This is a genomic window from Simiduia aestuariiviva, assembly GCF_014192475.1.
Taxonomy (GTDB): domain Bacteria; phylum Pseudomonadota; class Gammaproteobacteria; order Pseudomonadales; family Cellvibrionaceae; genus Simiduia; species Simiduia aestuariiviva.
In genome coordinates, this window is the sequence record NZ_JACHXZ010000003.1 from 178,412 (window position 1) to 191,606 (window position 13,195).

The 13,195-nt window shown below is 55.3% G+C and carries 9 protein-coding genes and 1 riboswitch; of the genes, 5 read left to right on the forward strand and 4 right to left on the reverse strand.

What is annotated here, in order from left to right; all coding sequences use genetic code 11:
* Positions 1-53: 53 nt before the first annotated feature.
* Positions 54-2,435, forward strand: a complete 2,382-nt coding sequence (locus FHS30_RS10515; protein ID WP_183910444.1) for a putative bifunctional diguanylate cyclase/phosphodiesterase — start codon at positions 54-56, stop codon at positions 2,433-2,435.
* 56 nt (positions 2,436-2,491) lie between these two features.
* Here the strand turns inward: FHS30_RS10515 and FHS30_RS10520 are convergent, their stop codons facing one another.
* From FHS30_RS10520 to FHS30_RS10530, 3 genes are all read right to left on the reverse strand, one after another.
* Positions 2,492-3,268: an SDR family NAD(P)-dependent oxidoreductase gene (locus FHS30_RS10520; RefSeq protein ID WP_183910445.1), complete on the reverse strand. Its 777-nt coding sequence runs from the start codon at positions 3,266-3,268 to the stop codon at positions 2,492-2,494.
* A gap of 18 nt (positions 3,269-3,286) precedes the next feature.
* Positions 3,287-4,450, reverse strand: coding sequence for an acyl-CoA dehydrogenase family protein (locus tag FHS30_RS10525; RefSeq protein ID WP_183910446.1), 1,164 nt, complete (start codon positions 4,448-4,450; stop codon positions 3,287-3,289).
* 105 nt (positions 4,451-4,555) lie between these two features.
* Positions 4,556-5,044 carry an Lrp/AsnC ligand binding domain-containing protein gene (locus FHS30_RS10530; protein WP_183910447.1) on the reverse strand — a complete coding sequence of 163 codons (489 nt, stop codon included), beginning with the start codon at positions 5,042-5,044 and terminating at the stop codon, positions 4,556-4,558.
* 154 nt (positions 5,045-5,198) lie between these two features.
* Here FHS30_RS10530 and putA point away from each other — a divergent pair, with 154 nt between their 5' ends.
* Both putA and FHS30_RS10540 read left to right on the forward strand, forming a co-directional pair.
* Positions 5,199-8,363 (forward strand): bifunctional proline dehydrogenase/L-glutamate gamma-semialdehyde dehydrogenase PutA, encoded by a 3,165-nt coding sequence (putA, locus tag FHS30_RS10535; protein WP_183910448.1) that lies wholly within the window; start codon positions 5,199-5,201, stop codon positions 8,361-8,363.
* 147 nt (positions 8,364-8,510) lie between these two features.
* Complete coding sequence (locus tag FHS30_RS10540) at positions 8,511-9,005, forward strand: GNAT family N-acetyltransferase (RefSeq protein WP_183910449.1); 495 nt, start codon at positions 8,511-8,513, stop codon at positions 9,003-9,005.
* 20 nt (positions 9,006-9,025) lie between these two features.
* Here FHS30_RS10540 and FHS30_RS10545 read toward each other — a convergent pair whose 3' ends face one another.
* Complete coding sequence (locus FHS30_RS10545; protein ID WP_183910450.1) at positions 9,026-10,003, reverse strand: NAD(P)-dependent oxidoreductase; 978 nt, start codon at positions 10,001-10,003, stop codon at positions 9,026-9,028.
* 503 nt (positions 10,004-10,506) lie between these two features.
* On the opposite strand from FHS30_RS10545, the gene FHS30_RS10550 reads away from it, so the two are divergent.
* Both FHS30_RS10550 and thiC read left to right on the forward strand, forming a co-directional pair.
* Positions 10,507-10,989 (forward strand): Lrp/AsnC family transcriptional regulator, encoded by a 483-nt coding sequence (locus FHS30_RS10550; RefSeq protein WP_183910451.1) that lies wholly within the window; start codon positions 10,507-10,509, stop codon positions 10,987-10,989.
* Positions 10,990-11,149: 160 nt separating this feature from the next.
* A riboswitch (TPP riboswitch) is annotated at positions 11,150-11,269 on the forward strand.
* Between the two features lie 80 nt (positions 11,270-11,349).
* The gene (gene thiC, locus FHS30_RS10555; RefSeq protein ID WP_183910452.1) at positions 11,350-13,194 is read left to right on the forward strand and encodes a phosphomethylpyrimidine synthase ThiC; all 1,845 of its coding nucleotides are present in this window, start codon (positions 11,350-11,352) and stop codon (positions 13,192-13,194) included.
* Position 13,195 lies beyond the last annotated feature (1 nt).

Sequence of the window (13,195 nt, forward strand, 5' to 3'; positions counted from 1 at the left end):
TTGAATTAAGCCCCTTCCTGTATACTCGTGCCCATTCTTAAAAAGGGTGATGTATGTCCAAAACCCGGCTATTTAGCCTGGCGATCAAAGCGCAACTGTTATTAGGTGCCCTCGTGGTGCTATCGATGTTTGTGCTCCTCTATTTTCATTGGCAGGAGCAAAACAAACTGACAGAAGCTGAACTCACCCAGAGCAAATTGAACCTTGCCCAGCAGCTCAATCGCACCTTGGATCAAGGCTTTCGCGCGCGCGTACATTTGCTCCAGGAGTGGGCCCAGCACCTGCCGTCTGAACCCAACAAAGACATTGCTTACCGATTGACCCATGATTGGAGCTTGTTACACGCGGCCGGTCAATTCAGCAACCTGCAAATTTTTGAACGCAACGGTCAACCGCTACTGAACCATGAGCCAAAGTGGCCCTCGTTGGTCGACGCGGAATGGATCAACACCCTCTATCGCAGCGACTCTGCCGATGCACTGCTGGCCTGTGAACAACGCTGTGCCCAGTATGTGGGCCTGCCCTTTAGACTGGCCGGACAACCCACGCGCCTGCTCGTAGGCGAAGTACCACTGATCAACTTAGTCGACCATTTTAATAACCAGCCCAACTTGCATGTATTGATGGTCCAGACAGACGCTCAAGACCGCTGGCAACACAGTTGGGTGCTCAGCCATGGCGGACACTTTCGAGACGCCGATGCCGCCACTGACTTGCGCGCCACCCTTAAAGAAACCCTGACGAATTGGAATTTACCGCGCTACCACTACAAACTATTGCCTATTAGCGGTGCGCGAAATTTACATTGGTTGGTGATCAGCGATGAACTCGCCAACTTAATGCAGCGGCTTGAACTGTTAAAATTGCAGACCATCATCGCCACGTGTGCGCTTATCGCTCTGCTATGCCTGAATTGGCTGATCAGCCGCCAACAATTGTTCCGCTTGCGCAGCCACACCAAAACGCTGCATTTACTGGCCGAACAGCAGTATGAAGTGGCGCGCCAACGACTGCCCAAAAAGCCAAAGCGCTCGCGCGATGAATTAGATTTACTTGCGGATGTGGCCTCTGAGCTCACATTTCAGCTCGAAGCCTCGGCGCGCTCCGCCGATCATCGCAATCGCGAAATGGAGCGCCTCGCGCTCTACGATCCGCTCACCAATCTGCCCAACCGCAATTTATTTATCTACGAAATCGAACAGCTGCTCGAAAACGGCGCCAATGTGTATAAGTCCACCGTGGTGGTTATCGACGTTGATAAGTTTCAACGCATCAACGACTCTTTGGGGCACCAAAGCGGCGACCTTCTGTTGTCTAAAGTGGCCGACCGCATCCGCGCCGCAGTTGGCGGCAAAGATTTTTGCGCGCGCCTAGCGGGCAATGTGTTTGGCGTATTGATTACCTGCCAGAATCCAGCCGACCTGAAAATCCGCATCAATAAAATCAATGAGATGATCCGTCAGCCAATGATCATCAAACAGCAAAAGTTGATCATTACCGCCAGCATGGGTCTGACTGGACTTGAGCACGGCACCGCCGCTGTTGAGTTGCTACGCAACGCCGAAATCGCCATGTATCGCGCCAAGCAAAAAGGCGGCAACAGTTATCTAGAATTTTCACCGGAATTTAAATCCATATCGCGTAGCCAGGTTTCCTTGGAAGCCGAAATTCACCGCGCACTGGAGCAAAAAGAGTTCAGGTTGTATCTGCAATCAAAAGTGGACATGTCCAGCACCATTCGTGGCTTCGAGGCGCTGTGCCGATGGGATCACCCAGATCGCGGCATATTGAATCCAGCCGAATTCGTGCCCATGATGGCCGACCTCGGGCTGCAAACCGAGCTGGACAACTGGATGTTGGAGGCGAGCTGTCGCCAACTTAAAACCTGGCAAAACCTCTACCCCGACATCAAAGTGTCGGTGAACGTGGCCAGCGACCATTTTTCCAGCAGCCACTTTCTGCCGTTCTTACAGCAAACCATCAACCGCTACGGCATACGCCCCGGCCAGCTGGAACTGGAAATTACCGAAACGCTATTGATGGATAACATCACGTTGGCGCTGCGCACCATTGAAAAAGTGAAAGCGCTCGGGGTCAGCATTGCTATCGACGATTTTGGCACTGGCTATTCGTCGCTCAGCTATTTGAAAAATCTGCCCGTGGATACACTAAAAATCGATCGGGAATTCATCAAGGATATTCCCTTCGACGAAAGCGACATGCACATCTCTGCGGTGATTATCTTTTTGGCGCGGCAGCTGGGCTTCCAAGTGGTGGCAGAAGGCGTTGAAACCCAAGAACAATTGGCATTTTTGCAAGCCAACCACTGCGACCTGGCCCAAGGCTACTTGTTCAGCAAGCCCATTCCCGCCCACAAGGCGATGATTGTGTTGGAAAGTCAGCGTGGCTCAACCGCCCAACCCATTCGGCAATAATTTGCAGCCCACAAAAAAGCCGCTCGTTGAGCGGCTTTTTTGTTTCTGGCGCTTTGCTATCGCGGTTGCATGCGTATGCCGCCGTCGAGGCGAATGGTTTCGCCGTTGATATAGCTATTGCTGGCCAAGTGCACCACCAAATCACCGTACTCTTTTGGCAGCCCCATGCGCTTTGGAAATTGAATGTTGGCCACCAACCCTTCCTGCACATTTTCAGGCATTGCCAACAACATGGGCGTACCCATAATGCCGGGCGCGATGGCGTTTACACGAATGCCCAACTTCGCTAGATCCCGTGCCATGGGCAGGGTCATGCCCACGATGCCGCCCTTGCTCGCCGAGTAGGCGCACTGGCCCAACTGCCCCTCAAAGGCCGCCACAGACGCCGTGTTGACGATCAAGCCGCGCTCGCCCGCCTCACCCATGGGTGCATTTTTCGCCATCAACGCCGCGGCCATGCGCGCCACATTAAAGCTGCCCACCAAGTTAACGTTGATGGTTTTGGCAAAGTCAGACAAGGGCAATGGGTTATTGTCGCGATCGAGAATTTTCCCGGCAGTGGCGATGCCCGCGCAATTGACACACAAATGTAGCTCGCCAAAGCGTTGCTCTAACGCGGCGAAGCCCGCCGCCACCGAGGCCTCGTCGGACACATTTACCGCCGCACTGGCAGCGTTATCCGTGCCCAGCATCGCCACAGTTTCTGCCGCCGCGGCTTCGTTCATATCAAAAATAAATACTTTAGCGCCCGCGGCAACCAATTGTTCACAGGTGGCGCGGCCCAGGCCCGAGCCGCCGCCCGTCACCAGTGCGATACGATTTGTCATTTCCATTATTTCGTCCCCTTTTGATTAGCCTTGGGCCAGCTCTTTGAGCAGTTCGCGCGCGATGACGATGCGCTGAATCTCGCTGGTGCCCTCATAAATGGTGGTGATGCGCACATCGCGCGCCATGCGCTCGAGTGGATACTCTTTGATATAGCCCGCACCGCCCAACAATTGCAGCGCCGTGTAGCAGGCATCATTTGCCTTTTCACTGGCAAATAATTTTGCCATAGACGCCGCCTTGGCGAACGGTTGTTGATTTTCTTTCAGCCACGCGGCCTGCATTAACAGCAAGCGCGCCGCCTCCAGTTCGGTGGCGCGATCGGCCATCATCCACTGCAGGCCCTGAAAATTAATCAGGGGTTGATTGAACTGTTCGCGCTCGGCAATGTAGCGCGCCGCGTAATCCATGGCCGCCTGACCGATCCCCAACGCCAAGGAGCCGATACCGATACGCCCGCCGGCCAACTCAGCCACGGCGATACGAAACCCGTCATTTTCTGTGCCCAACATTTGGCTGGCGGGAATTCGACACTCATTAAAGTGCACTTCATTAGTGGCGGAGGCCTTTTGGCCCATTTTCTCTTCTGCCTTACCAATGGTCAGCCCGGGGGTGTTTGCGTCCACCAAAAAGCAGCTGATGCCCTTGCCTTTTTTTGCACTGCTGTCGGTCACCGCCCACACCACGAACACGCCCGCATACTCAGCGCTGGTGATGTAAATCTTCGAACCCGATAAGACGTAGTGATCGCCGTCTTTCACGGCACGGGTTTTCATGCCCGCAGGGTCAGAGCCAGCATTACTCTCGGTGAGACAAAAACCACCGGCGGCAAATTCGCCGCTGCACAATTTGGGCAGATAATGCTGCTTTTGTGCATCGCTACCCACTGCCTGAATCACTTCGGCCACCATATTCGATACCGACACGGTGACAGCGGTAGACGCGCAGGCCTTGGCGAGTTCGGTAATGGCCAGACTAAACGCCGTAACACCGGCCTCAGTACCGCCGTATTGCGCGTCGATATTGAGCCCCATGAAACCCAGCTCAGCCAACTTCTTCAGGTGGCCCAGCAGCAGCCGGCGCCCGTTGGGGCCCTCTAGCTCCGCCGCTACCGGTGCTAATTCACTGGTGGCAAAAGCGCGCGCCGTATCGGCGATCATCTGTTGTTCTTCGGTCAACGCAAAATGCATGGCAATCTCCGCGATAATAAGGCCGATACAATAGCCTAGCTGAAGGGCAATATCCGACCTATTACTTCAAAAAATACTAATATGACGCAAACAATCGCTAATTGATTACGACTTTGGGACAGGAATTGCTGTTTCAGACTTAACTTCCTGAATCACCACATAGGTGTGGGTTTCCCGCACGCCCGGCAAGTTGGAAAACTTTTCCCCTAAAAATTTTCGGTAGTGGTTCATGCCCGATACGCGAATTTTCAGCATATAGTCAAAACCACCGGCCACCATGTGACACTCTTGAACCTCCGGCAGTCTGGCAGCCTCCTTGTTAAAGCGATCTAAATGTTCTGTCGCCGTGTTCTGCAAGGTGACCTGAATATAGGCAACCAGCGACATGTTAAGCCGCTCCGCATCCAGCAGCGCCACGTAGTTGCGGATATAGCCGTCGCGCTCAAGGCGCCGCACCCGCTCCAGGCACGGCGTGGGGCTTAAATTCACCTGCCGAGCCAGTTCTACATTGGACATTCGGCCGTCGGTTTGCAGCAGTGCCAGTATTTTCCGATCCGTGCGGTCAATATCGTGCTTTTCGGGCTTATTAGCCATAGTGTTTATCTCTTTAAATCGATTATTTTACAGCATTATATATCGGAAATAGGCAAAAAATGGAGACTAATACTCTTAATGTGTCCCGATAATGCGGGACATATGCTATCTCAACTATTGGTCAAATTGACCGCTTTTTATTGGAACCACAACGATGAATCACACCCTAGAAGCGCTGCGCGATAAAGCGCGCCTGTACACCTACGCCGACGAAGATCAGTGCGTGCGGGAATTGCTTGCTCAAGCCGATCTGCCCGCTCAAACCCGCGAGGGCATTTTGAGCTTTGGACGTGAGCTAGTGTTGCAATCGAGAAATCAGCGCAGCAAGCGCGGCACACTGGATGCATTTCTAGAGGAGTTTGGTCTGTCCAATCGAGAAGGCATCGCGCTGATGTGTTTGGCCGAAGCGCTACTGCGCATTCCCGACGGTGAAACCGCCGACAAACTCATTGCCGAAAAGGTGGCCAGCGGTAGCTGGAAAGACCACAAGGGCCAATCCGACTCCCTGTTTGTCAACGCCTCTACCTGGGGCTTGATGCTCACCGGTAAAGTCATCCGCTTGGGCAATGAAATCACCGGTCAAACGACTCACTGGTTTAAAGACTTAGTGGGCCGCATGGGCGAACCCGTGATTCGCACGGCCATGTTACAGGCCATGAAAATTATGGGCAGCCAGTACGTACTGGGCCGCTCAATCAAAGAGGGCATGAACCGCGGCGCCAGCCAAGCGGCGGCCACGCGCTTCTCCTTCGATATGCTCGGTGAAGGTGCGCGCACCCAACAGGATGCCGATCGCTATTTCGCCGACTACCAAAAAGCCATCACCGCCATTGCAAAACACAACAAAGCCAACAACTCGATCGATGCTGACGGCATCTCCATCAAGATTTCAGCCCTGCACGCCCGCTATCAATACTCGCAGAGCGATCGCGTGTTTAACGAGCTGCTGCCACGGGTCAAAAGTCTCGCCCTGCAAGCCAAGAACGCCAATATGGGCTTCAACATAGACGCGGAAGAAGCCGAGCGCTTAGACCTGTCATTGGACATTTTTGCGGCCCTCGCACGGGACCCAGAACTGGCCACCTGGGATGGTTTGGGCTTCGTATTGCAGGCCTACCAAAAGCGCGCACCCCACGTCGCCCATTGGTTGATTGAGCTGGCCCGCGAAACCCATCGCAGCTTTATGGTGCGGCTGGTGAAAGGTGCCTATTGGGACACCGAGATCAAGCACGCACAAGAATTGGGTCTGAGCGACTACCCCGTGTACACCCGCAAGGCCAACACCGACTTGAGCTATCAAGTGTGCGCACGCATTTTATTGAATGCACCCGACGCCATCTTCCCGCAATTTGCCACCCACAATGCCCACACAGTGGCCACCATTGTGCATCTGGTAAAACCCGGCCAAGCCTTCGAATTCCAGCGTTTACACGGCATGGGTCAACTGATGTTTGAGCAAGTGCAAGCGGCCCACCCCGGCACGTCTGTGCGCCTCTATGCCCCCATCGGCGCCCACCGGGATTTGCTGCCCTACTTAGTGCGCCGCCTATTGGAAAATGGCGCCAACTCTTCCTTCGTGAATCGTTTCATGGACGACGATACACCCGCCGAGTGGCTGGTGCCGGATATCGCCCTGAAAGTGGCCAGTTTCAATCCCTACCGCCACCCGGCCATTCCGGTGCCGGCGCAATTGTTTTCGCAAAGCGAAATGCCGCGCCCGAATGCTCCGGGTTTTAATCTGGAACACATCGAACACAGCAACTGGTTGCTCGAAAAGACCAACTTGTTGGTGGAAAAACAATACGAAGCGGCGCCCATCATCAACGGTGAGTTCGCTGAGGGCACCGCGCGCAAGCTGGTCAGCCCCGCCAACACCAGCATCGTAGTGGGCGACGTGATCGACGCAGATGCCCACACCATCGACGCCGCCCTTACCAGTGCCTGTAAAGCGCAGGCCGCTTGGAACAATTTAGGCGGCGAGCGCCGCGCGCTGATCCTCAACAAAATGGGCGAACTGATCGAGGCCAACTACGCCGAGTTGATCAGCCTGCTCAGCCGCGAGGCCGGGCGCACCCTCAACGACGGCATCAGCGAAGTGCGCGAAGCTATCGACTTCTGCCACTACTATGCCGCCAGCGCGCGCCAGCACTTCGTGGTGCCCAGTTCACTCACCGGCCCCACCGGCGAAGTCAACGAGCTGTCACTGCACGGCCGCGGTGTGTTTGTGTGCATCAGCCCGTGGAATTTCCCGCTCGCCATTTTTGTGGGTCAGGTGGCCGCCGCCTTGGTGGCCGGTAACGCCGTCATTGCCAAGCCCGCTGAACAAACACCACTGGTTGCCGCCTTCACCGTGGCACTGATGCATCAGGCGGGCGTGCCCAAAGAAGTACTCCACCTGCTCATCGGCGACGGCGCAGCCATCGGAAAACACCTGCTGAGCGATTCGCGCATCGGCGGCGTGGCGTTTACCGGCTCGACGGAAACCGCGCGCTTAATCAACTTGCAGCTGGCACAAAAGCCGGGCCCCATCGTGCCCTTCATTGCCGAAACGGGTGGTTTGAATGCCATGATCGCCTGCTCATCGGCACTGCCCGAGCAGCTGGTAGATGACGTGGTTACCTCGGCATTTCTAAGCGCCGGCCAACGCTGCTCAGCGCTGCGCGTGCTGTTTTTGCAGCAAGATATCGCCGATCGCACCCTTGAGCTGCTCACCGGTGCCTGCGATGAATTGCGCCTAGGCAATCCGTGGGAATTGAATACCGATATGGGCCCGGTAATCGACCAAGACGCCTTAACTCTGCTCACCGATCACATGGCGCGCATGGAGCAAGAGGCGAAAGTGCTCTATCGCTACCCAACAGAAAAAGTGCCCACCGAAGGTTCCTTTTTCGGTCCACACATCGTGGAACTCAAGGAGCTGGCGCAATTGGAGCGGGAAGTGTTCGGCCCAGTGCTGCACGTTATTCGCTACAAAACCGGTGAGCTGGATAAGGTATTGGCGCAAATCAATGCCAGCGGTTACGGCCTGACCCTGGGTGTGCATTCACGGGTCGAAGCTACGGCCAAAAAAGTGTTCCGCGAGGCGCGCGTCGGCAATACCTACATCAACCGCAACATGGTCGGTGCCGTGGTGGGCGTCAACCCCTTCGGCGGTCAAGGCCTGTCGGGTACTGGCCCCAAAGCGGGCGGCCCGCTGTACGTGCGCCGTTTTGCCACGGAGCGCACCTACACCAACAATGTGTCGGCCACTGGCGGCAATATTGCGCTGTTCAGTGTCGCCGGCAGCGACGAGCCACCGCTGCCAGTAAGGCAACTGTAATCGTTAGCATCGTTAGCAATGTCACAGGCGGCCACTGGGCCGCCTTTTTTATGGGCGCGATTTATTGGGCCCTTTTAACGGCCCACCATAGCCCTCTAAATAGGCAGAGTGGTAGGCTTAATTCTGTTAACACAACGAGCATTTTCCATGGCCGACATTCACTGGCAATGCCTGCGCTTTGATCAGCTATCGATACAATCCTTGTACCAGTTACTGCAAGCCCGCAGCGAGGTGTTTGTGGTAGAACAAGCCTGCGCCTACCAAGATGTAGATGGCAAAGATTTCGATGCCCTGCATCTATGCGCGTGGCGAGTCGACGATAAACATACCGAGCCAAAAACCAATGACAAGACACTGCTGGCCTATGCGCGCCTGCTGGCACCAAACGTCAGCTACCCCGAGGCATCAATTGGCCGGGTCATGACAACGAGTACAGGCCGCAAATTAAAACTAGGCCGCAAGTTAATGCACAAAGCGCTCGAAGCCATGGCGCAGCACTACCCCAATCACCCCATAAAAATCGGCGCCCAACACTATTTGCTCGACTTTTATGCGTCGCTGGGATTCACGCCCGTATCAGAAATTTATGACGAGGATGGCATCGACCACATCGACATGCTTTACACGCCATCAAATGGATAGCGAGCAAGGTCGGGAGCAAACTAGTAGCCGCGCGTAAAATCGACGGCGTGTAACAGCGGCTTGCCCGACACATAGCGCAGGTAATTGTCGGCGAAGACCTGTGCGATATCTCGGGCAAAGGTGACGGCAGAAATGTGTGGCGTAATGTGCACATTGGGCGCTTGCCACAATGGGTGCGATGGCGGCAACGGCTCTTGATCAAACACATCCAACACAGCGGCGGATAACTTACCGCTTTCTAACGCGTGCAATAATGCCGCTTCATCAATGACGGCGCCCCGCCCAACATTGATGACCACCGCCCCCGATTTTAATTGGGCAAAAAAATCGGCATCGCACCGACGCGCCAGTGCCGGGGTCGATGGCAGCGCCAATACCACGGCGTCCGCTCCGGCTAAGCCGCCCTCGGCCAGCGCCTGCGTTAAACTAAAGCATTGATCCAGCCCCGGCATCGAGTCGCCACTGCGATTGACACCGATAACTCGCATGCCAAAGTGCTTGGCCATCTGTGCGATTGCGCGACCGATTGACCCCAACCCAACCACCGCCAACGTCTGCCCCGCCAAACTTCGATAGGGCTGGGGTTGCCATTGGCGCTGCGACTGCGACGCGTGATAGTGGGCAAAGTGACGATTGATTTCGAGCAGTTTGCCAAACACATATTCACACATCAGCGGGCCGAAAATTCCCTTGACGCCCGTGAGCTGATAATCGCGCCGCAAATCCGGCGCCATCAGGGGCTCCACGCCAGCAAAGGTGGACTGCAACCATCGCAATCGGGTCGCACCGGCGAGCAAGGGGGCCGCCAACGACGGCTGGGCAAGCATGAAGTCGACATGGCCAATATGGGCCATTGCTGCGGTCGGTGTAGAGGCGCACAGCAAGTCAGGCATGGCCACAGGCGACGCCGCAAACGCGTCAGGCAATGCCTCGGCGATGGATTGCGCATCGCGCGCGAGAATCAAGCCAACGGATTCCATTGACGGGGTGCTATTCACAACAAAAGGACTCCAATAACATCTTGCATTTCATGCACATCGCGATTTACGCCTAAGCCTGCCGTGGCAGGCTTCGAAATACTACCAGTACCCAAGTCCAAATGAACGCTGGGCGGGCACACTGCCCCGCTAGGGTGCGTCACCAGCAATTAAAAAACTTGACCAAAAAGTTAAGAGATTGCATTGAAACGACACGATCTGGGGGGCAAAAGCTGACAAAATTGGCGGATTGGCCGCTGCGACCATATCTGACTAATAATTCATTTATTGCACCACTGAGGCGCTTTTCAACATTTTGTACTAAATTTTTAGCTAGAACGCTTTATTTCGTTCGCCAAAACGCCTAAAGTTGCCCGCTTGGCACCCATGGATCGATGCTTGCCGGCCCCACAATGGCCGAGCCCCTCCGCGCAGGCAACACCTTGACTCGCGACCAGTGGGCAATTCCAAGCGCGATCAACATCAGGGGCTTTCTCATAACACTAACGATCAAAAGTCGCACTATGGCCAATTACACTCCCGATGCAACCGACCGCAAAATCCTGGACATCCTTCAGGGTAATGCCACCATTCCAAACATTGAACTCGCCGACAAAGTTTGTCTGTCGCCCTCACCCTGTTCGCGCCGCGTCAAAAACTTGCGCGATGAAGGCTTCATTCGACAAGCTGTGACGCTGTTGGAACCCGCCAAAGTGGGTTTGCCGGTCAGTGTTTTCATTCAGGTGACCCTGAACCATCAAGTCAAAAGTGAATTGGAAACCTTCGAAAACACCGTCAATGAATGGCAGGAAGTCATGGAGTGCTACCTGATGACCGGTGACTTCGACTACCTGATTCGCGTGGTCGTGCCCGACCTGCAAACCTACCAGCGTTTCTTAGACGACAAATTGACGCAGATGCCTGGTATCGATCACATCAAGTCCAGCTTTTCGATCAAGCAAGTCCGCTATAAAACCGAATTGCCGCTGGAATTTATGCCGCGCTAAATCGCATCTTATGGGCGCCACTAGCCCGCTTGAGTTGTCATAAAAAAACGAGGCTTACGCCTCGTTTTTTATTTCTGCACCTCGCAAATTATCAACCAAAGACTGACACCGCTCAGCACAATAATCTTGCGCGATTCGACGCAAGTGGTTAACCTTGCGCCCACACTTGTCGGGGTGCCCTGCGAAATGCAAGGGCTGAGACCATGGCTTAGGCCAATAGACGGAACCCGCTGCACCTGATCAGGTTAGAACCTGCGTAGGAATCGAGTGATAAACGACGCACCCGTCGTTTGTTGTGGTTGATAGCAGCCCCGAAAGTTAACCCCTGCCCTGCGCAGACACTAACTGAGGGATGCTGTAATGCCAAACACCACCAACCACCCCCACGCCATTTCCACCGGTCCACTGACTGGCTCAAAAAAAATCTATTTGCAGGGCAGCCGACCCGATCTGCGCGTACCGGTGCGCGAAATTACACTCAGTGACACACGCCTTAAAGACGATGGCGTCGAACACAACCCACCGGTACGGGTGTACGACACCTCCGGCCCCTACACCGATGAAAACGCCCACATCGACGTCAGCGCAGGCCTGCCGAAAATGCGACAGGCGTGGATCGATGCGCGTGCCGACACCCAACCGCTGAGCGAACCAAGCGCGCCCTACAGCCGTCAACGGGCCCAGAATATCGCGCTGGAACAATTTCGGTTTAACGGCCAGCACCAGCCGCGCATTGCCCGCGCCAATGCCAATGTCACGCAAATGCACTACGCGCGCCAAGGCATCATCACGCCAGAAATGGAATTCATTGCACTGCGCGAAAACATGGCGCGCGCCGAACAACAAAACAACCCCGTGTACGACCACCAACACCCCGGCCAGCACTATGGTGCCAACATCGGGCCTGACATAACGCCGGAATTTGTGCGCCAGGAAGTGGCCGAGGGGCGCGCCATTATTCCCGCCAACATTAATCATCCGGAATTGGAACCGATGATTATTGGCCGCAACTTTCACATTAAAATTAACGCCAACATTGGCAACTCTGCGGTCACCTCTTCCATTGAAGAAGAAGTGGAAAAATTGGTGTGGGCCACCCGCTGGGGCGCCGACACCGTCATGGATTTATCCACCGGCCAACACATTCACGAAACCCGCGAGTGGATCATCCGCAATTCGCCGGTACCCATCGGCACCGTGCCCATTTACCAAGCCTTAGAAAAAGTGGGTGGCGTAGCCGAAGACTTGAGCTGGGAGATTTTTAAAGAAACCTTGATCGAACAAGCCGAACAGGGCGTCAGCTACTTCACCATTCACGCCGGCGTGCTGCTGCGCTACATCCCCATGACCGCCAAGCGGCTCACTGGCATTGTCTCGCGCGGCGGCTCGATCATGGCGAAGTGGTGTTTGGCGCACCACCAAGAAAACTTTTTGTACACCCACTTTGAAGACATCTGCGAAATCATGAAGCGCTACGATGTGTCCTTTTCATTGGGTGATGGCCTGCGCCCGGGCTGCCTGCAAGACGCCAACGACGAGGCCCAGTTTGCCGAACTGCGGACCTTGGGCGAGCTCACCGAAATTGCCTGGCGTCACGACGTGCAAACCATGATCGAAGGCCCCGGCCACGTGCCCATGCACTTGGTGCAGGCCAACATGGCCGAACAACTCAAACACTGTGGCGGCGCGCCGTTTTACACCTTGGGCCCACTGATCACCGACATCAGCCCCGGTTACGACCATTTTTCCTCCGGCATTGGCGCGGCCATGATCGGTTGGATGGGGTGCGCCATGCTGTGCTACGTCACCCCCAAGGAACACTTGGGTCTGCCCAATCGCGACGACGTCAAGCAGGGCATCATCGCCTACAAAATTGCCGCCCACGCCGGCGACCTCGCCAAGGGTATGCCCGGTGCACAAGTGCGCGACAACGCGTTGTCGAAAGCCCGCTTTGAATTTCGCTGGGAGGACCAGTTCAACCTCAGCCTAGATCCGGACACGGCGCGCGCCTATCACGATGAAACCCTGCCCAAGGAAGGCCACAAATTGGCGCACTTTTGCTCCATGTGCGGGCCCAAGTTTTGCTCCATGAAAATCACTCAAGAGGTGCGCGATTACGCCGCCGCGCAGGAGGCCGACTCCGGCATGGCGGAAAAATCTCGGGAATTTCGCCAGGCGGGCAGCGCCCTGTATCAGGAAGCCTGAG

Bases quoted from the DNA above. Each gene is read 5' to 3' on its own strand.
- FHS30_RS10515 (WP_183910444.1), top strand. From the start codon at position 54: ATGTCCAAAACCCGGCTATTTAGCCTGGCGATCAAAGCGCAACTGTTA.
- FHS30_RS10520 (WP_183910445.1), bottom strand. From the start codon at position 3,268: ATGGAAATGACAAATCGTATCGCACTGGTGACGGGCGGCGGCTCGGGC.
- FHS30_RS10525 (WP_183910446.1), bottom strand. From the start codon at position 4,450: ATGCATTTTGCGTTGACCGAAGAACAACAGATGATCGCCGATACGGCG.
- FHS30_RS10530 (WP_183910447.1), bottom strand. From the start codon at position 5,044: ATGGCTAATAAGCCCGAAAAGCACGATATTGACCGCACGGATCGGAAA.
- putA (WP_183910448.1), top strand. From the start codon at position 5,199: ATGAATCACACCCTAGAAGCGCTGCGCGATAAAGCGCGCCTGTACACC.
- FHS30_RS10540 (WP_183910449.1), top strand. From the start codon at position 8,511: ATGGCCGACATTCACTGGCAATGCCTGCGCTTTGATCAGCTATCGATA.
- FHS30_RS10550 (WP_183910451.1), top strand. From the start codon at position 10,507: ATGGCCAATTACACTCCCGATGCAACCGACCGCAAAATCCTGGACATC.
- thiC (WP_183910452.1), top strand. From the start codon at position 11,350: ATGCCAAACACCACCAACCACCCCCACGCCATTTCCACCGGTCCACTG.